Genomic DNA, 22,811 nt, shown 5'->3' with positions numbered 1-22,811 from the left:
ACAAAGTGACTAGACTGTCACCTTCGAGTCACCTCGCAGTCATGTAGTCTCGTTATACTGAAACTAGAGATTGACATAATGGAGGTTTTCTAATGACGATTGTAGAAGTGAAGAATCTATCAAAAGTATACGGTGAAGGCGAAACAGCTGTGGCTGCGCTTGATGATGTGTCGTTTTCAGTGAACAAAGGTGAGTTTATTTGCATCATCGGTCCATCAGGTTCGGGAAAGTCGACATTGCTCCACTTGCTGGGCGGAGTCGATCAGCCGACGAGTGGAAATGTATCCATCGACCAAACAGACATTTACGCGTTGGACGAAACCCAACTTGCCATTTTCAGGCGTCGGCAAATCGGTTTGATCTACCAATTTTACAATTTGATTCCGATTTTGACCGTCGAAGAAAATATTACCTTGCCAATGTTGCTGGACGAGCAAAAAGTGGATCCGCTGCAATTCAACAAAATTTCGAACGCATTAGGGCTTGAAAACCGGTTGTCCCACTTACCTAATCAGCTCTCCGGCGGCCAGCAGCAGCGAGTGTCGATCGGGCGGGCACTTATCAGCAATCCATCAATCATGCTGGCAGATGAACCGACTGGCAACCTTGACAGCAAAAACAGCGAAGAAATAATGGATCTGTTGAAAATGTTCAATAAGACATACAACCAGACTTTGATCGTAATCACTCACGATGAGCGCATCGCTCTGCAAGCCGACCGCATTATTTCCATAGAAGACGGTAAAGTAGCAAAAGATGAGGTCATCCGGCCATGAATATCATCAATAAAGTCACCATCCGTCATTTAAAGCAGAACAAACGCCGCTCGCTTGTGACGATTATCGGGGTCATCATTTCTGTTGCAATGATCACAGCGGTAGCCACCCTCGGAGTATCGTTTCTTGATTTAATGGTTCGCCAGGAGATCGAGAAAAATGGCGAATGGCATGTCCAATATGAGAATGTGACAGAAGAGCAGATTGAAGTGATTGAACAGGATCGCAACACAAAAAAAGTGGTTTTTTCAAGCGACGGGTACGCGAACCTGGAAGATTCCAAAAATCAGTACAAGCCGTATTTGTATTTCAAAAACTACAATAAAGAGGGAATGGCGCATTTTCCACTAACCGTTTCTGAAGGGCGTTTGCCGAACACGGAAGAAGAAATCGCTATTTCAGAAGTGATTCAAGACAATGTTGACGTGCCTTATGAAATCGGAGATCAGCTGACTGTGGAAGTCGGTGAACGAATCCAGATAAACGACAGCAAGCTGTTATCGCAAATGGATTCGTTTCAAATTAACGAAGGCGAAGTCTTAGAAGAGCTAGAAAATTTAGAGACGAAAACCGTAACAATTGTAGGTTTAATCGAACGGCCTGATTGGGAACCAGCTTGGTCGCCTGGCTATACGGTGATTGGATTTGTGGATAAAGCCAGCACTGCTGAGGGACAGGCACTTGACGTTTTTGTGCTTGTTTCCAAGCTGGAATCAGAACTTTTTGATCATGCCAATATACTAGCGAATACAAATGGGATTGATGGCGTTCAGTTCAATTCTGATCTGCTTCGCTACTACGGCTTGACAGATAATGACAATCTGCGGAGTACCCTTTTTTCTTTAGCAGCCATTATCATGTTGATTATTCTAATCGGCTCAGTAGCCTTAATTTATAATGCATTTGCGATCAGTGTGTCTGAGCGAGCCAGACATCTGGGCATGTTATCGAGCGTAGGAGCGACGAAAAAGCAAAAACGCAATTCTGTATTTTTTGAAGGCGCAGTGATTGGAATTATCAGTATTCCGATTGGCCTGTTAGCGGGGCTTGGAGGAATTGGACTGACATTTGTCTTTATCAATCCACTCATCGAAAATGCACTCAATATTACGGAAAAGTTGGAATTAGTTATTACACCGGCTTCTCTGATTACAGCATGCGGAATTTCGATTCTAACCATTTTCATCTCTACTTATATTCCGGCAAAAAAAGCATCCAAAATATCCGCAATTGATGCCATGCGTCAAACTCAGGACATCAAACTGGCTGAAAAAAATGTCAAGACGTCCAAATGGGTTCGGAAAGTATTCGGTCTTGAAGCGGAGATTGGGTTGAAAAATGTCAAACGAAACCGTAAACGTTATTTGGCGACGGTGTTCTCACTTGTCATCAGCATCGTTTTATTTTTATCTGTGACTTATTTTACTGAGGGTTTGAAAAAATCCTTGGAAATGTCTCAAAGCAACAATCAATTCGATCTTCAAATCAGCGGAAGTGAGTTGGACGAAGTTGACTTGATGAATTATGCACAGTTAGAGCAAGTCAAAAAGACATCATTGATCAAAAATGCACAAGCAGAAGCATTTATTGAATCTGACCGGCTCCCTGACCAACTGACAGCGCAATGGGAAAACAATGAAACGGTCCTTGAAGATGGGAAATACCGTTATTACGTCGATATTCAGGGCTTGGACGAGGCAAGCTTCAAAGCTTATGCTGAAGAAATAGGCACGGAAGCGGATCTGTTTGCAGATAATTTGAAGGCCATTGTCATCGAACAGATATCTTACGAAGACGCAGCTTCCGGTAAATTTGTCGAAACTAAAACCATTAATACGGAAATTGGAGATGGGCTCGAAGTGCATAAGAGCCTTTACAGTGAAACAGGGGATCCGCTTGAAGGAGAGTTATTGACTACATTTAAAATTGCAGCTTTGACTGAAAAAGTGCCAATGGGTGTCCAGCAAACAGGACTTGGTGGTCTCACCATTATCGTTCCAATAAAGACATTGAATCAATTGAATTTTACTGAAGAGGAAGGATCGACTTCCATCTATGCAACCAGTTCTGATCCGATGGCAACTCAAGCAGTAATCGAAGAACAAAACGAAACAAATATCCAAATCTATAATATTTATCAACAGCGCCAACAAGAAGAGCAGATGATTATACTGATGTCCGTTTTTACTTACGGTTTTATTACACTGATTTCACTCATTTCCATCGCGAATATCTTTAACACGATATCTACAAGCATTTCCCTTCGGAAAAGAGAGTTTGCGATGCTGAGATCGGTCGGCATGACTCCGAAAGGCTTTAACAAGATGATCCGCTACGAAAGCTTTTTTTATGGAGGAAAAGCATTGGCTTATGGATTGCCTATCAGTATAGGATTGATGCTGATCATGCACCGTTCGTTAGGCTACACGTTCCAGTATGAATTTTCTCTCCCGTGGATGAGTATTCTTTTTACGATTGTGGTAATTTTCCTGATTGTCGGAGCAGCAATGCTGTATTCAATTATCAAAATAAAGAATGCAAATATCATTGAAAGTCTGAAACAGGAAAATGCGTAATGCACGAGAATAAAGGATAGATTTTATAAAAATAGATAAGGAAAGACACAGGAACAATAATAAAAAGCAGTAATTTATATATGAGAGGTTATCGGAAGAGAAGAGACTTGATAGCGAGCCTCTTCTTTTTTTGTGCATATAAGTGTGCTTTTACGAGCAGTTTAATTTTCTAGACTCTATTTATTTCAATTTATCAAATGTAATTTTTTGGTACAATGAATCTAATTTCATATTAAATAACTAGATTTGCTGGATGGAATAGTGGTAATGGATTCATGGAATTGAATGTAGCAAAAGTGCAGTTAAGTTACATTCAAAAAAGATAAAAGGAGATAAATATGTTAATCACTCTGTTTATTGAGGCCACTAGTGAAGAAAAAGCAACGCAATTTTCATCGTCCTTTGTCGAATTGACTGAAACCTACAATATGAATACTTCCATCATTAAAGTTGAGGATTATTGGAAAATAGACGATATATATAAAGTTAAGTTAAAAGCTGTTGAACCATCTCAAAATCAACTATAAAAGTTCGTTGATCAAATTGCTTCCAAATGGATGAAGTTACCTGACGAATTGCTAGCTTCAAAAACAATGGGAGACTGTGTTATCCATTAAAAAAATCTTTATATGATTAACATACATTTTGAATGAAAATTCAAATCCAAGAGTAAATAAGGGGATGTTTGATATGGGAATTGATATCGTTTTCTATGATAAAGAAGGACAAGAAATAGGTCATACGGAAATAGAGTCTGAATTTCATGACGCTTTATTTATTAGAAATAATAACTGGGGAAGTTATCATTATTTAAGAAAACTTAAGGACTTTTATTTAACTAATGTTACATACAATCGACAAGAAGTTGAAAACCTAATAGAGGATTTCAAGAATGTTCGTATGTTTATTCCTAAAGAATATCAAAATCAAGTGGATGGCTTAATCCTCAAATTAAAAATGCCAGGTGTTGAAACTATTCATTGTGCTGGAGATTGAAAAGAATACAAAAGTAGACTGATGTAAGCGATGGTTCATATCAGTTTTGAAAGTAAATTATCGTGAATTAAGTTACTTTCAAAACCTTAATTCTTAAGAAACTGGACGAGTAGCATGCTAGGGATACACTTTTAAAAATGCTTTCTAGATTAAGTGAGAAAAGAGGTGAAAAAATTGGTTGTGCAATCAACGGCTTGGAAACACATGATGCTCAACGGAAGTATAGTTTTGTATGGCAAAACACGCATTCTAGATAAGAACAGTAGAAAAATTGAAGCTGAAGGATTTGAGATAATCCGGTTTGATTGTAGGGAATGGGATGGGGGCATGTTCCATCAAGAAGTTGCGGAGAAGTTAAGTTTTCCAGTTTACTACGGGGCAAATCTTAATGCTTTTGATGATTGTTTGTCGGATTTACCAATAAATCATATAGGCATTTTATTGGTATTCACTCATTACGAGTCCTTCCTTGCGAAACATCCTGAATTGGCAATTGATATATTAGAAATCATCCAACTAAACTCCTGGAGATTCTTACTTAAAGGAAAAGCATTAATGAGTTTTATTCATTCAAGTGATCCGAAAATAACGATCCCTGCCATAGGTGGGATGGTCCCTGAGTGGAATGCGGAAGAATGGTTTGATAAAGATCGAGGGATATAAATCAGATAAAGTGAATGTAACTTAATACTAATCAAGTTACATCCATTATCGAGTAATCAAGCACATGTTCCGATTAAGCTGCGATGCATTTAAAATGGAGGGGATCTTTATGAGAAAGCTACTATTTTTTTTGTATATTGTTTCTTTGCTGCTGGTGTTTATTGGATTCTACGGAATGAACTTATTCACAGAGACTATTGAAAAAGACAATACGGGCGGTAGCAATGGAAACCCAGCTATTTTTGTTCTGGTTTTTATCATGCCATTCTTCTTTTATTTTTTATACGGTACATCAGAACTATCTATGCGATTAGTAGACAACTATAAAAAAAGAAGCACTCTAGTAATTAGCCTGGTATTTAGTGGGGTAAGCGCAATCAGTATAATTATTTTTACTGTCGTTGAAGCAAATGCATTGCGACTGGTAATTGTCCAGAAACAAGAGAACTTTGAAAGCATCTTTCAAATCCCTTTATGGAATACCTTTTCTAATTCTATTTTTTTCAATCTGTTAACTTTCATTCTGGTTATATTAATTTGCTATATCACAGGTGCTATATTAAGTATCGGCAATAAACGCCGAAAGAAACGAGTTCATACAACAGAAGTAATTAATTAGTTCAAAGAAATGAATCCGCCTGCTTAAATTGTGATAACTTATCTCCAATTAAGTTACATTGAGATCTTTGAAGCTACTGAGTTAATGGGAAAATTATCCGGTTCATTTAATATATTAAATTACTTTCAAATCACAGACGCTAAAGGTTCTGTAAGAAGGTTTTTAACGGAAAAGCAAATGACATATCATCAGTTATAAGAAGTAGAGAAGCTAAAGGTTTTAGCTTGCTTCTTTTTTTGTTCCTTCAATTGCACTTGTATGAACGCTTTTCCATACAAAACACCTAGCTTTCAATACGTATTATTGGTATATTAAGGAAATAGAAAGTTAGAATATTTGCATTAAGGAATTAGCTGAATCAGTTGGATAATGTAAAACATTTAAACACTATTCGATGTATTAAAATATAGCTGTATTTTTGGAACCTATGAGATTATTCTTGAAACTTTTTTTATTCAAACACTAAGTTAGCAAAGGAGAGATTTAAATGAAGCTAAACCATTTACTCCTTATTGCACTTCTTTTTCTCATGACTTTATTTGCAGGTTGCTCGAGTAAGAGTTGGGTCTCATCATTTGTCGTTTGGGACGGGTACATTTATCAAATAAGCGATGAGTACCTAGATAAAGTTGGCGAAGAGATAGGTGAAGTAACTAAGTACTCGGATAAAGAAGGAACTTACAGTGGAAACTTTTCAAATGAATACAAAAAAGGAACTAAATATTTTTCGATTGAAGGAATTAACACAGAGGAAGCAATTGCCATAGAGGAAGGCGATAGTAAATATAGAAAGGCGACTAGAGATGGGAAATATGATGAATTAACAAATTTACAAGTTGGGTTATTTGAAGGAAAGCATATAGATTCAAAATAGAAATGTATATAAAATATGAAAAAATCTAATGCATGGCATGATCAGTTTACTTATCACGCAAACTAATAGTTAACAGTTTGTGATGAGATAAGAAGCAAAACAATTCTGCTTTTTAATCTCAAAAGAAAGGAAATTAAAAATGAAATATAAATTACATTTTACTATCCCTATATTTACTGAGGACTTGGATACGTTTCCAATCCCTGAAAATGAAAATTATGATTATTGGGTTCCGTTATTAAGCTATTTTATTGAGCAATCAAATATCATAGAAATCCATTGCTGGAATGACGAGAAAGATGTTATTAAGGAAACGACCTTGTTGTTTAAAGACTCTTTTAAAATAGTAAATGGAAGAGATATTACTGTTATCAAAGCAAGCAATACTGACTATCTATCAAACTATTTGTTGTACGAGAATATAAAGACAAACGGGAAATTGAAATGGTTTTCGATTTTTTTAAGCAAAAATGAGACTCCTCTGCTTCACTCTGAACATTGGGGGACAGAGTTTTTCGCTCCGAATCTCCGTGAGGAAGACATAGTATATATCAAATCAGTCACCCCCGCAGATACAGATTTTCATCAATGGTCATAATAATTTGTAACATTGAAAATTGTCATAAATAAATATAAAACTAAATAAACTAGTAGCTTAACCATAGATTGAAAATTCTATATAAAAAGATTGAAAGAAAATATCTTACATACACATTACAAAGAAGAGTGGTTCCAAGCCAAGTTTCACTTTCATAGAATTTGCTCTTTCTTTTCCCTTGGTATGAACTCCATACATAATGCCTGTAACTTACTATGGAATGAAACGCCTAATAGGGACGAAAGGAAGGGATTTCATGAAACACAAAAGTTCTTTTTTACTAGAAATTCTCTTTTGTATACTCTTCATTTCTGCATGTGGAACAAACATGAATACGAATGAAGAGTTAACAAGGGAAGGAAATGAAAATGATGAGTCTACTGCTAGTCCTTATAAAGACGATAAAATGATTGGAGTTGCTCAAATATTCTTAGAAGATGAAGGGATTCTTTGGATTAATACTTCTAAATGGGAGAATCGCGACAATCCAAACTCGACTGTTACTGAGGAAAGTCAAGGTTATGCTGCAATCATTACAGAGAATACAGTCATAAAACACGAAGATGGAACGAAAATACCTGTTAAAGCCATTAAAGAAGGACAAAAAGTATTGATAAATCCACCAAGAGAAAATGATTTTAAAGATCAGGCTGATGAGATTGTTTTATTAGAAATGACCTATAAGGAAAAGTATGAGCAGTTTTTAGGTGGAGAAGGTCTTCATATAAGTGTAATCTATGAAGATCCAAATAATCTGCCTCATGAAATGCAGGAACCGATGTTTAATAAAGCTCACGATATTGCGGCTAAGATGGACAAGTCAGTTTCAGCAAGCTGGATAGAGTACAACAAAAACTACGTTGTGGATTATAAAGAAGAATTTGAAATCAACCACTTCCCGATAATTCTCGTATTTGATGAAGAAAAACTACTTTTTAAGACTTATGAGGTTGAGGAATTATATGGTTTTTTGAAAGATTTAAAAGAGTGATGTCTAGTTGTAGGACATTACTAATCTCATTATCTTAAAATAAAAAAGATTCCTTCGATTTCGAAGGAATCTTCTTTAATTAGAAAGTAAGTTCTGAAAAAGTGAAATAGTTATGACTGCAATTGAGATCATACCTAAAGCTGTAAAAGCCATTACTTTTCGGTTATTTTGCTTTTCTGAAGGCTTACCAAGTTCTTGTGTGACAGCAATCCAGATAAGCATAGAGGCTATAGAAAGGATACCCACAGTCATAGACAATATCTCCTCTTTGGAATATTTTTACTTAATCAATTCTAACATAAAATACCATTTTATGGATTGCCACATACAACAAAATCTAAAACAATTTTTATTGGAATTCAAATGTGTGTCAATAGCAATCAAGATACATTCATTTTGTTGCCTTAATCAAAAAAAGTGTATTCCTTTATTTAGAGGGAAGGGAACTGTTATAGAATGTACGTTAAAATGTAGAAAAATAAGCCAGTAAAATAATGTGACAGATCTACTGAATTTAAGTGAAACTTAAGTTTTAGTAAGTTCCTTTTCGAAATCTAATGACTTATAAATCATGTATTGCCTCTATTAGTAAGCCAAGCTCCCTAGTGAATATTTGTGTTCATCTCTGGGTATAGCTCCTCTTTAATTCATGCGGTTTGACATATCGAACTAAATCGATATAAGATAGGCAAATGGATAATTTAAATGTTTTAGAAGTTTTCAAAGCATTGTCTAATGAAACTCGCCTTAATATATTGAAATGGTTAAGAGAACCAGAGAAGAATTTTCCGAAGCAACAAGCGCATCTGCCGAAGGAGGTAAGCATCAAAGGTGGTGTTTGTGTAGGGGATATTCAACAGAAAGTGAATTTATCTCAATCAACGGTTTCCCATTATTTGTCACTCATGCAAAAAGCCGGTTTGCTGGAAGCGGTGCGTTACGGACAATGGACTTATTACAGGCGAAATGAAGAGACATTGGCGAAAATCACAAAGTTCATCAACGAAGAGATTTAAGACAACGCCATGTCTTTTTTTATTTCCTATATCGACATATTTAGATATATCTATATTATTGTGAAGTTTTAAGTAGGGATGAAAGAATTCATTCGTATGATAAGAAAAATAAGGAATTAGGAGTGAATTTTTCATGACCTCAAATGTAACTAAAGAATTAATGACCACGAAACAAAAAGTATTAGCTTTTACGCTGACGCTTTTAACTTTTGTAATGGGGACAAGTGAATTTGTGATCGTTGGACTTTTGACGGAAATTTCTTCAGATTTGAATATAAGTCTTGCTGTAGCGGGAACCTTAGTATCCGGCTTTGCCATCGCTTATGCCATCGGAACACCGTTGATGACTGCTTATGTTAGCCGTTTCCCCAAATATCCACTAATGCTGGTCTTGATTTCTTTTTTCATTATCGGAAATGTGATCAGTGCTTTATCCGGAACTTATGAACTTTTAATTGTTTCCAGAGTTCTTACAGCGGTTGTCAGTGGTGTATTGGTTGCACTGTCGATGAGCATCGCCAGCGACATTATGCCCGAAAGCAAAAAGGGACCAATTATTGCGCTAATCTTCGCCGGATTTACAATATCCAATGTCATTGGAGTACCACTGGGAACACTTATAGGCCAGCTTGGCAATTGGCAGCTGACTTTCTGGTTTACAACACTGCTTGGCGTCATTAGTTTAATCATGAGCGTCTTCATCTTGCCAAGAGGACTGAAAGTAGAGAAAGCATCGGCAAAAGAGCAGCTTGGTTTGTTGACGAACCCGCGCATGATTTTGGCTTTCTTTATTCCAACATTTTCAATTGCCGGGACGTATACGATATACACATACATTACACCAATACTGGAAGAAGGATTGGCCATTCCCACGAGATATGTTAGTGTCATCTTGCTTGCGTATGGTGCGTTTTCGATTTTCAGTAATGTGTTGGCGGGGAAAATCGCCAGCCGCAACGGTGTAAGCAAACTTCGATACGTGTTCATTGTTCAGGCCGTTATTTTGGGGTCTTTGTATTTTACAATGGAATCGACATATGCCGGACTTATTAGCCTCATGCTAATGGCAGTGATGATCTATGCAATGAATGCGACAATTCAGTTGTATTTGATGAATTTAGCCACAGTTTATTTTCCCGCAGCTAAAGATTTCGCCTCATCTTTAACTCCAGTAGCAGTCAATGTAGGTATAGCGCTGGGTGCTACAGTGGGAGGATATGTCGTAGCAAACGGCAGTTTAATCCAACTTTCGTGGGTTGGCGCATTATGCGCGTTGATTGCTTCCGGCCTAGCATTCGCCAGTTATCGATTGGATACGAAAGAAAGCTTTTCTGGAGCTGAGGCGTATGAAAAATGAGTACTACAAGAGAGAAAGCGTAATCTGCAGTTAACATGTTTATTATTTAATAAGTGATTTATAATGATGAATACTGAGTTAAAAGTACTTGAATACAAGGAGAAAGAAGGAGCTGAACAAAGCACCTTTTTTCTCCTTTTTGCTTGTAGAAATCTGTTTTAGAACGCCTTGGTTACTGAGAGAAACTGGTTTTTCTGGCTCCTTCTTAGTATATTAAGGATAAAGTCAATTAAATGCGGTGGCAGGAGGACTCTATGGAAGTATGCTATACGAAGAATGACCTAAAACAGTTGGATGACCGATATGAAAACTACTTTTCACTTTCTTATGAAACAACTGAAATGCCAAATTTTTTAGTAGAAATAACAGATATTCCATACCTAGAGATGCGTGATAAATTAATCAATAAAAAGTATTCGTTGATCTTATGCCTACCGCGTCTTCCAGTCTACAAAATATTAGAGAAAGCGGAATTTCTTAAAGAAAACAATTCATTTAAGCTGTTGCGGATTTCTTCTGAAAATTACACTGCAGAGATTGAAGACTTCTTATTCGCATCAGAGTATGGCATTAGCTTTTTCTGGTTACAGGATTCCCAGAAGGTGATTTACAAACTGCCGGAAACCAGTCAGGAAAGAATCCATTTATCCAACTTGAGCAACAACCATCTTTATAGATTCTGGATGGAGATTGAAGAATGCGCAATGGCTGTTTGGGACTGAAAAGGGAGGATCTGACTAGAAGGTTGCTGTGCACCAATAAAGCGGCTCACCCAAAAGAAAGTTTAGGAAATCAATAGGTTATGGCTACAGAACTGACTATATAGTGACTACTATAGCTTTCACTAAAAGTAATTCAGAGGTGATTTTAATGAATTTAGAAGAATACGCGTGGAACAAACATGAACAAAAAATGAAAGCAGAGCAAAAGGAATATAAATATAGCAGCCCAAAAATAAAAATGATAGATAATGTGGAATTAAGAAACGAAATAGAAGTAGCTCTTGAAAAAATGCCACAAAAATTTCTTGCTCAATGGGCTTTAAAAGTAGCAGCTGCAAACTTGACCCATCTAGACAGTCATTTGAGAAATGACCCTCGCATAAATTTAGGGAAGGAGACTTTAAAAAAACGAATAGATGGCAGCATAAGTGCATATGAGTTAAGAAATGTTGGATTTGTTGTAAATGAATTGGCTAAAGAATCCAAATCTGATGTTAGTAAGTATTCTGCCCGGTCATTTGCTCAAGCCATTGCTACAGGCCATATGCGGGGGCATGCATTGGTTAGCAGTGACTATGCAATAAAAGTACAGAATCTGATAACTAAAAATTCCTTAGCTGCTTCAACAAATGAACGTGAAAGACAATTAAAGATTATAGAGGAATTAATGAATAAACATAGCTAGAGGCGCTTCATTTCGTGCATACTAATAATTAAGTGATACAAATAGTAAGGACTTTTTATAAATTTCTTTTCTTTTTTGAGAAATCATATCTTCTGAAAGGCCTTATGAAATGCTCTCAACAATATATACCATTAACTTTTAGTGGTACGCTTTGATAAAGTAAAGTAATTTATGAGATATAGCTTAGAACAAAGCAAGACTTTATATAAAATCTAGTATAAACAAAAGATTTCAAGTGTGGCTTCTGTAATTATATATTGAGAGGAGGAATTTTTTGTTTTTTAAAATTAAGTTCGTTGCTGCCGTGTTCATTTTGATCGGAGTCGTCCTTCTTTTGGCAGAAGTTGATGAAACGTTCAATGTATACAATATTCCCTACGTATTCATTCTAATCGGTTTAATTTCATTGTTGGTTTCATTGCTAGCTACGCGTAAAGAAAAAAGTCTGTTGTGCAGAATTGGATTACATAAGTTCGAACAAGTTGATAGAGGCAGGGAGATGCCTGCTTTATTTATCTATAAATGCAACAGGTGTGGACAGGGAAAGAAAGTGATGAAAGCATTTTAAACAATTTACACTTATTAAAGATCATCTTTTAAAGTCAATTTTCTTCGTAACTCCGAGGGCAACTTATGGCCAATCAAATAGCCATAGAAATTTCAGCATTTTATTCTAGTCATTTTTTAAGGAGAGCATAAGCGATGTCCAAAAAGAAGAAGAAGAAAAAGAAGCGAATAAAAAGAGAGGAAAAGGTAGATTACGATTTCGATCCACATTTTTCGAAAAAAGCAAAACTGGAAATCAAAGTTACGAATGAAGGCGTGTCTTTTGTCGGAAATTCTGAAGGGTATTTGTCACTTTCGCGTTTCTTTACTTATCTTGCAGAGGTCCATACGTTAATTAGAGAGGAATCTCCAAAACCCGAGACAAATACGGTACAAGGTTATGGAGCTTATCATTTTAAGGACTACGTGCCTGAAAAGAAAATCCAACAAGGAGACTACATGTTTAGACCAGGACCAATCAGTAGTTTAAGCACCGATGAACATAAACAAGATGTGTTATTTTGGTTGTCTGATGTAACAGGTCCTGAATTTTGGTTGGAAGACGAAGGCATGGGAAAAAAGAAGTCGAACAAAAGCAAAAATAACTAGCAGAAGGATAAATTTATTATAAAAAGAATTAGATAGGAGTAAGGATGGTTAGCATATTATTTGACCTGCTGGCTGGAGTGTTCAGCAATGCAGGATACAGCAATACTTTAAATACGTAAAAAATTGACAGACACATTGAACAGTTAAAGGAATATGAGTGGTTTGAGAAGGTTTACGAAGACGAGAAATACCATCGTTTGTTTTTTGTGAACAAGCGTATTAGATACTATCTACAAAGCTCAATTCGGGTAAAAAAGATGGTACGGAGAAAAGAAGCACAAAAAAAGCTGCTATTGCTTCTTGATAAAGAAATGAATATTTAATGAAAGAAAACGCCTTTTCAACTTTAAATTGAAAAGGCGTTTTCTTTCCTAGATCTAAATATTCAGTATATTGAGCTTGTAAAAGTTATAGATTTTTAATTAAAAAAATGAATCATATAGGCAAAGATTAGCATAATAAAAGAAAAGCCGATAAATCCGATGATACAGTATTTTATAATTCTTAAAGGAAAAGGTAAATGTTTGATTTTTTCTCCAGAAGGTACTCCAAGGTGGTTCTGTACAAATTCATTGCCATCATCGAATGGTTTTTTCTCATTCATAGTATCTCCCTTTCATCAAAGAATCTATAAGATAGATCCATTCAGTTAAGTTAATAAGAAAACAATAATAAATTGTATATTATAAATAAAGGTGTTGATCAGAAGGAAGGGAATAAATAAATCAGTACAGCTAGACTAAGGAAGGTCCAAACAAAAGATAACTCAATCTTTTTTTCTTTAGAAGCATTTTTCTTTATCTTATGTACAAGTGACAACACAAAAAGATTGAAGAGAAATAAAAAATAATAAACAAAGATATATAAAATCCATCGATTTGCAGACATTGCATCATTTAAAGAAGTAAAAAAAGCAACGCTTATAAAAGCGATAATAGATAGAATAAAGAGGAAGGCAAGAAGAATATTCATTTTTTCCCATAAAGGATGAGATAAGAACCGTTCGCTTTTTTTGCTGTGAAAAATTAAAAAAAGACTGATTAAGCTTGATGCAAGTAAAATAAATGTCATTACTAATAAAAATGAACCAAATGGACCCGAAGACAATACATTAGTTATTTGAGTTGAAAACCATTCAGCGAGAATTACTAGAAAAACCATACATGCAAGTACTCCCCCTTGAAACAAAGTCCATTTTGAAAAAAACATGTCATCCCCCTATTTCTTTGTTTGGATCATATAAAGATGTGGCTTTTTTATGCTGCCTCTAATCTTTACGAGTTTCCAAAGAAGAAGTTTCAAGAAATATTCAAGATAGGTTACGTTCAAATATTTTATAAAATTGGGGAATCCGAAATGTTATCTTATACAGTAAGGATACTGCATAAGATAACTTGCCTGATACTGCTGGATTACAAATAAGAGGTTAATGCCAATTAAACCCTTATTTTTGCTGTAATCTGTATAGGGAAACAATAAAAAAAGACGGTCAAAAACATAATTTGCGGGAGGAAACATGGAAAAAACAACTAGCTATACTTATTTTTCAATAGAGAGCAATGGAGAATCAAAAGACGGTAAAGGGTTAGTTGCTTTCGAAAAAGGAATTTTTAGCCCTGAAGATATGACGGCTTTGTTGGGAATCCAACCTTTTACCAGTTGGGCTTATGGTGATAAAAGAGCAGACGGATCCATTTTTCCGTTTTCTTCATGGAATGCAGAGAAATCTGATATAAAGAGACTAGACGTAAAAGCTCAATGCAGAGATACTATTAAAAAGCTGAAAAATAAAATCCCTATACTCCATAAAATTAAGGAACAATACGACGTGAATTTTGTCCTTGTAATAGTTCCTAGTATTTACGGAGACGAACAACCTTACATGGATTTTAATAAAGAAGTTATTGAATTTTGCTATTTTACTGGAACGACAATTACAACGGATATGTATATTTATTCTTCAGAGGAGTAAACGAAGGATTAATGGGATAGCAAGTACCAGAATGAATACTTTTCAAATGTCGATTGACGTGGATGCTGTTATTAAAATTATAACAGTCAATTGGTCAAAATGGATTTTATTAGGGAAAGTTAAAGAGTTTCTCCTGACATGAAATGGTCTGTTACTAGATTTTTTAGTATGAAATAACGTTGAATCGAGAACAATAGTAGATCAGGGATAAAGTTGAAGATAAGTAGAAGAGGCGTGATGAAAATATGTTAAACTATATTGCTTTAGCAGCAACTGCATGGCTTATGGGGTTTACTCCTTTATTTGAAATATATTTGGCTGTTCCAGCTTCTGTAGGGCTGGGATTGGATGTGTTTTCTTCGGTATTTTGGTCTTGGTTCGGAAGCTTTTTTGTTATTCCTTTTATTGCTTATTCTTACGTTTGGCTTACCAAAATTAATATAATCAATAGCTATTTTATTAAAATGGCAAATTCTAAAGCTAGTAAAAATTAAATAGTGGTGGATTCTTTTTTATTCTGATTATGACCCCTGTTTTTGGTCCGTGGACAATTGGGATAGTGGGTAAAATAATTGGCATGGACGTTAAGCGGCTCTTCCTGGCTTCGGGTATTGGCATCGCTATTTATGGAACAATTATTGGCATTCTCACACAACTTGGTATAAAGGCTTTTCATTAAAGCGAGTAGAAAATGAGGTTCAACTTGCTAGCTAATAAGCTGTGTATAATGTGAAGGACATGGCTAATTTAAAGCACTATTCCCATCCTTCCAAAAGCAAGCTTTGTTCTAATTTAAGAATTCTTTCCCACTTGGCCGATTCGGGTTCTTCATTATTTTCCTCCGAGGACAGGGAGCTATAAGCCTTTATTAGCATTCTTTTTTTCTCCAAGAGTGTTGAGTTAAGGCTTTTTGGTTTTTTACGATACATCGTTAGATGCGCTTCAAAATTTCTTCTTGCTTCTTTTAAAGAGTAGTCCCCGTTCGGACCTCCATCGATTTTCTCAGGAGTATACTTACTAAAAGATCCATCCTCCCAATCACAAAGCATACAAATTTCATCATATAATCTTTTTTTCAGTGTCGGATAACCACAGCATTGACATTTTTCTCTATGCATTTGTAAGCACCTTTTTCAAAAAAATTTTTTATTTGTTTTTGTTGAAAATAATTCATTTTATCATGATGAGTTAAAAATCTACAAGTAGTAGATTACCTTGTCAATTAATAATGAAAAAAGAACTTAAGGATGGAAGTAGATGCGACCGTTACAGTTGAAAATACCAGTGGTAGTTATATTTTATTTTTTATACAGATATAAATCATTTCACTGCTAGAATTTTCTAAAGGCTCTTTTTCCCATGAACTATAGGTTTCTAATATAGTAAACCCGTTTTGTTTGAATAATCTTTCCATCTCAAGAGGAATACATACCGCAGCGATATACTGTCTTTTTCAACTGTTCCTTCATTCGGCCCTTCAATTATTTCTCGTTTTGTCCTTTTCACAACCAGTTTTGCAATTAAATTCACTCGCTTTCATCGTAGTTACTTGGTACATTAAGGAAATAAAGAAAAAACTATTCTAAATGACATCTGAATTAGTTATTTTGACGAAGATGTTTTTGGAAGTGATATTACCACTGAAGGACTTGTGCTTTTAAATATAAGCAGGAAAACTTTTTTAAGTATCATACTGATTGGGAAAATAAACCGGAAATAGTCGATTGCTATGCGCTTTGCAAAGGATTAGCTATTTCCTTATACTGACTTCCCGTTGGTTCAAGTAGATGTAGAGCTGCGGAGTTTCCGCTCCCATTCGGTTCTTGAAATCGCCCGTGGTGCTAAAGTCATTCGCGTTAACTGATACATACCAGATCCCTTTCATTGGCTTATCGAGTGAATAACCAAATAAATACGAAAAAGAAAAATTTAATAAGAGAGGAATTAAGAGCATTGAAAACTGAAATTGCGTTTCAAAAAACAGTTAAGACTGTAGAAGAACTTCTTGAAATCACTGGAAAGCCAAGTGAACTCGTGAATAATAAAGTCATTTCATATTTAGATGAACATTGCTTAGGGTTTATTTCGCAGTCTCCTTTTCTGACGATATCCACAGCTGATGAAACTGGATTTTGCGATGTGTCTCCACGAGGAGACGAAAAGGGGTTTGTTCATGTGATGAATGAAAAGCAGTTGATCATTCCTGAAAGGCCTGGGAACAAGCGGATGGATTCCATGCGAAATATTTTATCAAATCCAAATATCGGTTTACTGTTTCTGATTCCGGGACTGGGGGAGACATTGCGTATCAACGGAAAAGCCAGCGTAATTCGTGATGAAGAGCTGTTGGAAAAAATGGCGGTAAACGGTAAAAGGCCAATTCTCGGAATCGGTGTTGATGTGGAAGAATGCTTTATCCATTGCGCCAAAGCGTTTCGCAGGTCAGAACTTTGGAACCCGGAAACCTGGATGACTAAAGAAGAGCTGCCAAAAGGTGCGAAAATCTTAGCGGCACACGCCAAATTGACGAATGTGGACGAAGAGGCCGTCGGAAAACTTCTAGAGAAGAGCTACCGGGAAAAATTATATTAATTAGAATAGATCAGATTAAGATTTAATCCACAAATCCTTTCCATGCCAATGTACCGGCACTGTATGGAAAAAAGAGAGTGTAGACGTGATTCTATCAGCGTCTACGCTCTCTTTTTTCAGTATGTAAGTAATTTAGTTAGTTCGTTGTTGATTAAAAGGAGCCAGACATATTAATCTGTCAAACCCTTCTCCTCGAAGCGTCTTAAATCTTTTTGATGCCCCATTGTAATTAAAATGTCGCCCTTTACAATTTCGTCTTCAGGTAATGGAGCAATATTTACGTCTTCTAGTCGTTTGATAGCCAAAACCATGCAATTATACTTCGCGCGAATGTTCAATTGTTTTAAGGTTTTGCCAGACATCTTGGATGAAGCAATTAACTCTATGATGCTATAGTCTTTTGATAACTCGATATAATCGACTATTTTGTCAGAATCTAAGAGGTGGGCAACCCGAATACCCATCTCTTTTTCAGGTTGAATGACCCGATCTGCCCCTACTTTATTTAATATAAGTTGGTGTTGTTGGTTACTTGCTTTTACCCAAACATTGGACACTCCTAATTCTTTCAACATAAGAGTACACAATACACTTGCCTGCAAGTCTTCGCCAAATGCCACGACTGCGTGTTCAAAGTTCCGCACACCCAATGCCTTCAAATCTCGTTCGTCCGTTCCGTTGGCCATTACTGTTTGGGTGGCAAATTCAGACATTGCCTCTACACGTTCTTCTGACAAATCGATAGCTAGTATTTCATGTCCGAGAGCATGAAGTTCTTGGCACACGCTGCTGCCAAAGCGGCCCAATCCAATAATGACAAATTGTTTTTCCATCTGTGCGCCTCATTTCCGTTTTTATTCATGATACAGAGACCATTACAAATAAAATGGTACAAGTCTTAAGTTTTAACATGGATCTTACACCGATTTAGTGCATTTATGCCTACGACGATACCATAGTATTAGCTATTGGACCTGTCCTATCTTGATATACATGGTATGTGCGTCAACACAGACACGAGGAGTAAAAAATTTCTTGAGTAAAAAATCTAATCAAAAAAAGGTTTTTTGTTTCTGCTAAATAACAAGCTACCCGCATATATCAAGATTGTCAATCTCCTTTTTAAAGATAAGCTCCTAGAAGGAAATTAAAGAAAAGTTGGATTGTTTTTCAAATTGCAAAGATTGTTCATGAATTTGGTCAAAGCTTCTTTTACAAAGTTCCCGCTGTTAATAGAATTTAAAAAGGCTGTAGGATAACGGCATGCAAATAAAATGGTTAAACACACAAAAAAGTAAAACTTGAATAAGGAAAAATTGTAAGAAATTATACAAATTACTCAGTTTATTTCAAAAAGAGGTTTATTGTTGTTTTTTCAAGGTAATATATACTATATGCAATTAGGTACAAGTGATTATATTATAGTTTCCTTTGCTGATTCTTTCAAAACTTTCTTAAAAAGATTACAAGAAAAAAGTATCGTTTTTAGAGTTATATCCATCCAGCAATCATTTTTAACTTGCTATAAATTACGAGGGGGAGAGCGAAAATGCCGCAAAATCAATACATGCCAAAAACGTCAGTTGCTTATTTCTTTAACAGATCCAAAGATGTAAATACAGAAAACAACATATCGATACTTACATTATTTGCCCGCTTAACAAGAGAGATTACATATGATGATGGAATAAATATCTACAGCAAAGTAGACACGATTTGGGTCGATATAGAGGACATTCAGCTGGAAAAAGCGACAGAAAGTATGAAAAGTTTGCCGAACGGAATGCAGGAATACACAGTGACAGAGGAAGTTTTTCATGCTTTAGTGAATCTCTCAAAAGTATCTCCAAGAGAACTTTATTGTTTGACTCCTTTTCACCGAGAAGCAGTGCGGGAGAAGTTTATTCAATGATTTATTGGCAGCTCAACAGTATGTAAACTTACAAGTATATTCAATGGAAAGAGAGGATTGCTTAAATGACTGTTCCTAAGAAAAAGAGAATAAAAACCGGAAATGCATCTACAAGACGCCAACTGACATATGCGGAATTCGTTGAAAGCTACAAACTCTATAAAGCCGAAAAAGCAAAATTAACTGCTCAGCCTTCTAAATAAAGATCCGTGAAAAAAGGAAGAAGTGGATGAGACTGAAGGTCGATTTTTATTGCATCTTTTAAACGGGTTGTAGTATGTTTAAAAAAGTGTTGCAAATTTATAGAATGTGCAACTTCTGAAAGAGGAGGAATAATGTGGGGAAGACGACTAATGGCCCGTTCCGAAAATTTCAGAACTTTAATGAGGCAGCCAATCAAATACTCAAGATGCTAAGCGATCAAATGGATATCAATACATTATTCATAGCTCAGAATGATGGAGAGACCAATACCATCAAAAAAGCCTTTAACCGAAATGAAGAATTGGTAACTGAAGACAGCCTAACGCCTCTCAATCAAACATTTTGCAGTCTCACCATCCAGTATGGCCAGAAGCCGTTGAAAATAGAAAAAATTTCAACTGATGAAGATGCAGCCAAACTAGAAATTGCTTCTCAATTTGAAAACGGATCATTCATGGGTATACCGATATATTATGAAGACGGAAAAGTTTATGGCACTATCTGTGGATTGGATAATCATCCTTTTACATTCACTGAAGAACATCAGGAAATGTTTGAGATGATGTCCTCGCTGTTAACCTATATTCTCGAATTGGAAAAAGCCCGAAAGGAAATACAAATGCTTTCTTCTCCCGTTGTGCCGTTGTCAGAACAAATTTCTATCTTAAACGTTATTGGGAATATTACTCTGGTTCGAGCACAACAACTAGTAGAAGACGTGGTTCAGAAAGTAGGCCAGGAAATCGAATTTCTCATTATCGATTTTTCGGGAGTCACACAAGTTGATTCACAAATTGAAACAAATTTGCTCGATTTAATCAAAACCCTGAAAATCATGGGAATTACTCCTATCATTACAGGAATTTCGCCGTTAGTTGCTTTAAAAGTGCCTCATTTTGCACACTCTCTAAAGGGAGAAAGAATGGAAGCTACTTTGAAAATAGCAATTGAACAACTTGGTGTTGGTATGCCAGAAAAAAATGAAATAAGGTCATAAATCATGAAGAAAAACCATAATGAAAATATCAAAACGCCTTTCTATGGAAAGGCGTTTTTCTAGTATTGCCATTTGTATAGTGATTCAAAGAGAGAATAAAAATATATAAACACATAATAGCAGGTTTGATTTTGATGTTCTCCTACTCGCTTCATAATCATCTTTTTGTGGTATAGGTAATTACGGAATTTGATTTTAAAGTAAAGAAGGTGTCATTTAAAAATGGAAGGAAGAAGGACATTGGAAACAATCGAATTGCTAGATCTGCTAAAAATAAAAAAAGTTTATGGAGATATTCCTTCTAAAGTTACAGGAATCCAGATGGATTCACGAAAAGTTAAACAGGGAAACTGTTTTATCTGTGTCGTTGGAAGTAATGTGGATGGCCATAACTTTATCGAAGAGGCTATCCGGCGAGGAGCATCACTCATTGTTGCCGAAAAGCAGGAAGTTATTTCTGGCTCTGCTTGTTTTGTTCTAGTCAAAAATTCGGTGAAAGTCTTGTCCCGCTTCGTTCAACATTTTTATTGCTATCCCTCTTCCAAACTGGCGATCTTTGGTGTGACGGGGACGAACGGGAAAACAACTGTTTCCCATATCATCTACAACTTGCTTGAGGCAAATGGACGGAAATCTGCTGCATCTGGGACGCTTGGTTTTCGGACAAATGTCATCACTGAACCGACACAGAATACTACAAGTGATATCCTCTCGAGTTTGAACATGATGCAACGAGCGATAGAACAGAACTGTGAGGCTATCGTTTTTGAAACTTCTTCACAAGGAATCATTAACGGCCGGATGTGGGGGATTGATCTGGATATCGCGATCTTCACGAACCTAACACATGATCATCTCGATTATCATAAGACAATGGAACATTACGGTTATGCGAAAGGGTTGCTTTTCGCTCAGCTCGGCCAGGACATAGCAAAAGAAAAGTTTGCTGTGCTGAATCATGATGATCCATGGGCTGCAGCATATTCACGAATGACACCTTTTGAAACGATTACATATGGGCTGTCTGAGCAGGCAGACTTTTATGCCGATCAAATTGAATATAGAGAAAATGGAACCGTCTTTCTTTTACATAGCCCCCAGGATAATTATGTAGTTTCTACATCCTTTATTGGAGAATTCAATGTGTACAATATGCTTGCAGCGATTGCGGCTTTATACGCATATGGGTTGAGTGTAGAGGATATGCTGCCATATACGGCTGATATACAACCTGCAGCAGGGCGAATGGAAAAACTGTCTAATTCGAAAGGACCTGCTGTTTATATTGACTATTCCCATACACCTGACGCAATCGAAAAAGCGATTAACAGCTTGTTGCCATTCAAAAAGAAACGGTTGATTGTGGTGATTGGGAGCGGGAATTTCCGTGACCGTTTAAAACGGCCAATGATGGCCGAAAAGGCATCCGTCGCGGATTATGTCATCATCACTGTCAATAACCCAGGGAAAGAGCCGATTTCAGGTATCCTTAAGGATTTTGAAAAAGGTATGCAGCATGACCGATATGTCTGCATTGGCGACCGGGCGGAAGCTATACGTCATGCCATCAATCTTTCAACGAAAGACGATATCGTCCTCTTAACGGATAAAGGACATGAAAATACGATCCTTATTGGCAGCCGCTATTTTCCCCATAGCGATAAAGAAATTGCACTCGAACAGGTGAACCTGCAGTTTTAGAACGCCTAATAGTGGTTTAAGGGAATAAAGTACATTAAAACTGACAAGGAAGAAATAACGATTATGTCTAGGGGAAATTGTCATAGTTAATCTAGCAGGTGTACAAGAGCAAGTTAGTGTATGTGATTGGAAGATGAACTCAGAGTGTCTCTAAATTCAATAATTTTTTCAATAAATAAAAATAGCAGCGCGGGCATAGTTTATTATTGCCTGTGCTGCTTTTATAGTAGAAATTATTACTTATTGAATTTGAGTACTACTTAATTGCTCCATAGAGCTGAGGCTGGTCCAGATTGTTTCTGCATTGAATTCAATTTCGGCAATATGTGCTGCTGATGGTCCCATCTTTTTTAACATACAAAGGTGAAAGAGTTGGATTAGATTTCTTTCTATATAAGTCATCTT

The 22,811-nt window shown here is 36.1% G+C and carries 26 protein-coding genes; 21 read left to right on the top strand and 5 right to left on the bottom strand.

The window, feature by feature from the left end; translation table 11 throughout:
• The first annotated feature begins 92 nt into the window (after positions 1-92).
• The 9 genes from FQV26_RS09725 to FQV26_RS09685 all read left to right on the top strand — a co-directional run bounded on the left by FQV26_RS09725 (position 93) and on the right by FQV26_RS09685 (position 8,093).
• Positions 93-776 carry an ABC transporter ATP-binding protein gene (locus FQV26_RS09725; protein WP_146557286.1) on the top strand — a complete coding sequence of 228 codons (684 nt, stop codon included), beginning with the start codon at positions 93-95 and terminating at the stop codon, positions 774-776.
• On the top strand, positions 773-3,352 hold the full coding sequence (locus FQV26_RS09720; protein ID WP_146557285.1) for an ABC transporter permease: 2,580 nt from the start codon (positions 773-775) through the stop codon (positions 3,350-3,352). Before FQV26_RS09725 ends, FQV26_RS09720 begins: the two co-directional genes overlap by 4 nt.
• 338 nt (positions 3,353-3,690) lie before the next feature.
• Positions 3,691-3,879: a hypothetical protein gene (locus tag FQV26_RS18935; RefSeq protein ID WP_146557284.1), complete on the top strand. Its 189-nt coding sequence runs from the start codon at positions 3,691-3,693 to the stop codon at positions 3,877-3,879.
• A gap of 163 nt (positions 3,880-4,042) precedes the next feature.
• The gene (locus FQV26_RS09710; protein ID WP_146557283.1) at positions 4,043-4,348 is read left to right on the top strand and encodes a hypothetical protein; all 306 of its coding nucleotides are present in this window, start codon (positions 4,043-4,045) and stop codon (positions 4,346-4,348) included.
• A 180-nt stretch (positions 4,349-4,528) separates the two neighbouring features.
• Positions 4,529-5,011 (top strand): barstar family protein, encoded by a 483-nt coding sequence (locus tag FQV26_RS09705; RefSeq protein ID WP_261384325.1) that lies wholly within the window; start codon positions 4,529-4,531, stop codon positions 5,009-5,011.
• A gap of 109 nt (positions 5,012-5,120) precedes the next feature.
• Entirely contained in the window at positions 5,121-5,630 is a 510-nt protein-coding gene (locus FQV26_RS09700; protein WP_146557281.1) for a hypothetical protein, read from the top strand.
• Between the two features lie 487 nt (positions 5,631-6,117).
• A complete protein-coding gene (locus FQV26_RS09695) occupies positions 6,118-6,504 on the top strand; it encodes a hypothetical protein (protein WP_146557280.1) in 387 nt (128 codons plus the stop codon).
• 139 nt (positions 6,505-6,643) lie between these two features.
• On the top strand, positions 6,644-7,102 hold the full coding sequence (locus FQV26_RS09690) for a hypothetical protein (RefSeq protein ID WP_146557279.1): 459 nt from the start codon (positions 6,644-6,646) through the stop codon (positions 7,100-7,102).
• 328 nt (positions 7,103-7,430) lie between these two features.
• On the top strand, positions 7,431-8,093 hold the full coding sequence (locus FQV26_RS09685) for a hypothetical protein (protein WP_146557278.1): 663 nt from the start codon (positions 7,431-7,433) through the stop codon (positions 8,091-8,093).
• A 75-nt stretch (positions 8,094-8,168) separates the two neighbouring features.
• Here FQV26_RS09685 and FQV26_RS18775 read toward each other — a convergent pair whose 3' ends face one another.
• Complete coding sequence (locus tag FQV26_RS18775) at positions 8,169-8,345, bottom strand: hypothetical protein (protein WP_186759718.1); 177 nt, start codon at positions 8,343-8,345, stop codon at positions 8,169-8,171.
• A 440-nt stretch (positions 8,346-8,785) separates the two neighbouring features.
• On the opposite strand from FQV26_RS18775, the gene FQV26_RS09680 reads away from it, so the two are divergent.
• From FQV26_RS09680 to FQV26_RS09655, 6 genes are all read left to right on the top strand, one after another.
• Positions 8,786-9,109: an ArsR/SmtB family transcription factor gene (locus FQV26_RS09680; protein ID WP_146557277.1), complete on the top strand. Its 324-nt coding sequence runs from the start codon at positions 8,786-8,788 to the stop codon at positions 9,107-9,109.
• A 133-nt stretch (positions 9,110-9,242) separates the two neighbouring features.
• Positions 9,243-10,466 carry an MFS transporter gene (locus FQV26_RS09675; RefSeq protein WP_146557276.1) on the top strand — a complete coding sequence of 408 codons (1,224 nt, stop codon included), beginning with the start codon at positions 9,243-9,245 and terminating at the stop codon, positions 10,464-10,466.
• Positions 10,467-10,720: 254 nt separating this feature from the next.
• A complete protein-coding gene (locus FQV26_RS09670) occupies positions 10,721-11,188 on the top strand; it encodes a hypothetical protein (protein ID WP_146557275.1) in 468 nt (155 codons plus the stop codon).
• A gap of 148 nt (positions 11,189-11,336) precedes the next feature.
• Positions 11,337-11,873, top strand: a complete 537-nt coding sequence (locus FQV26_RS09665) for a putative immunity protein (protein ID WP_146557274.1) — start codon at positions 11,337-11,339, stop codon at positions 11,871-11,873.
• 274 nt (positions 11,874-12,147) lie between these two features.
• The gene (locus tag FQV26_RS09660) at positions 12,148-12,441 is read left to right on the top strand and encodes a hypothetical protein (protein WP_146557273.1); all 294 of its coding nucleotides are present in this window, start codon (positions 12,148-12,150) and stop codon (positions 12,439-12,441) included.
• A gap of 134 nt (positions 12,442-12,575) precedes the next feature.
• Entirely contained in the window at positions 12,576-13,028 is a 453-nt protein-coding gene (locus tag FQV26_RS09655; protein WP_261384300.1) for a hypothetical protein, read from the top strand.
• A 418-nt stretch (positions 13,029-13,446) separates the two neighbouring features.
• On the opposite strand, the gene FQV26_RS09650 is transcribed toward FQV26_RS09655, so the two are convergent.
• Together FQV26_RS09650 and FQV26_RS09645 are read right to left on the bottom strand one after the other, a co-directional pair.
• Entirely contained in the window at positions 13,447-13,632 is a 186-nt protein-coding gene (locus FQV26_RS09650) for an amino acid transporter (RefSeq protein ID WP_146557272.1), read from the bottom strand.
• Between the two features lie 98 nt (positions 13,633-13,730).
• On the bottom strand, positions 13,731-14,237 hold the full coding sequence (locus FQV26_RS09645; protein ID WP_146557271.1) for a hypothetical protein: 507 nt from the start codon (positions 14,235-14,237) through the stop codon (positions 13,731-13,733).
• Positions 14,238-14,544: 307 nt separating this feature from the next.
• Between FQV26_RS09645 and FQV26_RS09640 the strand changes: the two genes are divergently transcribed.
• Together FQV26_RS09640 and FQV26_RS19030 are read left to right on the top strand one after the other, a co-directional pair.
• On the top strand, positions 14,545-15,000 hold the full coding sequence (locus FQV26_RS09640; RefSeq protein WP_146557270.1) for a DUF4279 domain-containing protein: 456 nt from the start codon (positions 14,545-14,547) through the stop codon (positions 14,998-15,000).
• Positions 15,001-15,245: 245 nt separating this feature from the next.
• On the top strand, positions 15,246-15,494 hold the full coding sequence (locus FQV26_RS19030; protein ID WP_261384299.1) for a hypothetical protein: 249 nt from the start codon (positions 15,246-15,248) through the stop codon (positions 15,492-15,494).
• Positions 15,495-15,755: 261 nt separating this feature from the next.
• Here FQV26_RS19030 and FQV26_RS09630 read toward each other — a convergent pair whose 3' ends face one another.
• Entirely contained in the window at positions 15,756-16,118 is a 363-nt protein-coding gene (locus tag FQV26_RS09630) for a CPCC family cysteine-rich protein (protein WP_146557269.1), read from the bottom strand.
• Between the two features lie 835 nt (positions 16,119-16,953).
• On the opposite strand from FQV26_RS09630, the gene FQV26_RS09625 reads away from it, so the two are divergent.
• A complete protein-coding gene (locus tag FQV26_RS09625; protein WP_146557268.1) occupies positions 16,954-17,592 on the top strand; it encodes a pyridoxamine 5'-phosphate oxidase family protein in 639 nt (212 codons plus the stop codon).
• 170 nt (positions 17,593-17,762) lie between these two features.
• Here the strand turns inward: FQV26_RS09625 and FQV26_RS09620 are convergent, their stop codons facing one another.
• On the bottom strand, positions 17,763-18,425 hold the full coding sequence (locus tag FQV26_RS09620; RefSeq protein ID WP_146557267.1) for a potassium channel family protein: 663 nt from the start codon (positions 18,423-18,425) through the stop codon (positions 17,763-17,765).
• 716 nt (positions 18,426-19,141) lie between these two features.
• Between FQV26_RS09620 and FQV26_RS09615 the strand changes: the two genes are divergently transcribed.
• The 3 genes from FQV26_RS09615 (at position 19,142) to FQV26_RS09605 (ending at position 22,406) form a co-directional block, all read left to right on the top strand.
• On the top strand, positions 19,142-19,504 hold the full coding sequence (locus tag FQV26_RS09615; RefSeq protein WP_146557266.1) for a hypothetical protein: 363 nt from the start codon (positions 19,142-19,144) through the stop codon (positions 19,502-19,504).
• Between the two features lie 337 nt (positions 19,505-19,841).
• Positions 19,842-20,705: an STAS domain-containing protein gene (locus FQV26_RS09610; protein WP_146557265.1), complete on the top strand. Its 864-nt coding sequence runs from the start codon at positions 19,842-19,844 to the stop codon at positions 20,703-20,705.
• Positions 20,706-20,945: 240 nt separating this feature from the next.
• Positions 20,946-22,406 carry a UDP-N-acetylmuramoyl-L-alanyl-D-glutamate--2,6-diaminopimelate ligase gene (locus tag FQV26_RS09605; RefSeq protein WP_146557798.1) on the top strand — a complete coding sequence of 487 codons (1,461 nt, stop codon included), beginning with the start codon at positions 20,946-20,948 and terminating at the stop codon, positions 22,404-22,406.
• The last annotated feature ends 405 nt before the right edge of the window (positions 22,407-22,811 follow it).

Source organism: Planococcus sp. CPCC 101016 (genome assembly GCF_007859295.1).
In the GTDB taxonomy this organism is placed as follows: Bacteria; Bacillota; Bacilli; order Bacillales_A; family Planococcaceae; genus Planococcus.
This window is presented reverse-complemented; position numbering and strand designations above follow the sequence as displayed.

Excerpts from the sequence above, each read along its gene's own strand:
- FQV26_RS09725 (WP_146557286.1), top strand. The coding sequence starts at position 93 with ATGACGATTGTAGAAGTGAAGAATCTATCAAAAGTATACGGTGAAGGC.
- FQV26_RS09720 (WP_146557285.1), top strand. The coding sequence starts at position 773 with ATGAATATCATCAATAAAGTCACCATCCGTCATTTAAAGCAGAACAAA.
- FQV26_RS18935 (WP_146557284.1), top strand. The coding sequence starts at position 3,691 with ATGTTAATCACTCTGTTTATTGAGGCCACTAGTGAAGAAAAAGCAACG.
- FQV26_RS09710 (WP_146557283.1), top strand. The coding sequence starts at position 4,043 with ATGGGAATTGATATCGTTTTCTATGATAAAGAAGGACAAGAAATAGGT.
- FQV26_RS09700 (WP_146557281.1), top strand. The coding sequence starts at position 5,121 with ATGAGAAAGCTACTATTTTTTTTGTATATTGTTTCTTTGCTGCTGGTG.
- FQV26_RS09695 (WP_146557280.1), top strand. The coding sequence starts at position 6,118 with ATGAAGCTAAACCATTTACTCCTTATTGCACTTCTTTTTCTCATGACT.
- FQV26_RS09690 (WP_146557279.1), top strand. The coding sequence starts at position 6,644 with ATGAAATATAAATTACATTTTACTATCCCTATATTTACTGAGGACTTG.
- FQV26_RS09685 (WP_146557278.1), top strand. The coding sequence starts at position 7,431 with ATGAATACGAATGAAGAGTTAACAAGGGAAGGAAATGAAAATGATGAG.
- FQV26_RS18775 (WP_186759718.1), bottom strand. The coding sequence starts at position 8,345 with ATGACTGTGGGTATCCTTTCTATAGCCTCTATGCTTATCTGGATTGCT.
- FQV26_RS09680 (WP_146557277.1), top strand. The coding sequence starts at position 8,786 with ATGGATAATTTAAATGTTTTAGAAGTTTTCAAAGCATTGTCTAATGAA.
- FQV26_RS09675 (WP_146557276.1), top strand. The coding sequence starts at position 9,243 with ATGACCTCAAATGTAACTAAAGAATTAATGACCACGAAACAAAAAGTA.
- FQV26_RS09670 (WP_146557275.1), top strand. The coding sequence starts at position 10,721 with ATGGAAGTATGCTATACGAAGAATGACCTAAAACAGTTGGATGACCGA.
- FQV26_RS09665 (WP_146557274.1), top strand. The coding sequence starts at position 11,337 with ATGAATTTAGAAGAATACGCGTGGAACAAACATGAACAAAAAATGAAA.
- FQV26_RS09655 (WP_261384300.1), top strand. The coding sequence starts at position 12,576 with ATGTCCAAAAAGAAGAAGAAGAAAAAGAAGCGAATAAAAAGAGAGGAA.
- FQV26_RS09650 (WP_146557272.1), bottom strand. The coding sequence starts at position 13,632 with ATGAATGAGAAAAAACCATTCGATGATGGCAATGAATTTGTACAGAAC.
- FQV26_RS09645 (WP_146557271.1), bottom strand. The coding sequence starts at position 14,237 with ATGTTTTTTTCAAAATGGACTTTGTTTCAAGGGGGAGTACTTGCATGT.
- FQV26_RS09640 (WP_146557270.1), top strand. The coding sequence starts at position 14,545 with ATGGAAAAAACAACTAGCTATACTTATTTTTCAATAGAGAGCAATGGA.
- FQV26_RS19030 (WP_261384299.1), top strand. The coding sequence starts at position 15,246 with ATGTTAAACTATATTGCTTTAGCAGCAACTGCATGGCTTATGGGGTTT.
- FQV26_RS09630 (WP_146557269.1), bottom strand. The coding sequence starts at position 16,118 with ATGCATAGAGAAAAATGTCAATGCTGTGGTTATCCGACACTGAAAAAA.
- FQV26_RS09620 (WP_146557267.1), bottom strand. The coding sequence starts at position 18,425 with ATGGAAAAACAATTTGTCATTATTGGATTGGGCCGCTTTGGCAGCAGC.
- FQV26_RS09615 (WP_146557266.1), top strand. The coding sequence starts at position 19,142 with ATGCCGCAAAATCAATACATGCCAAAAACGTCAGTTGCTTATTTCTTT.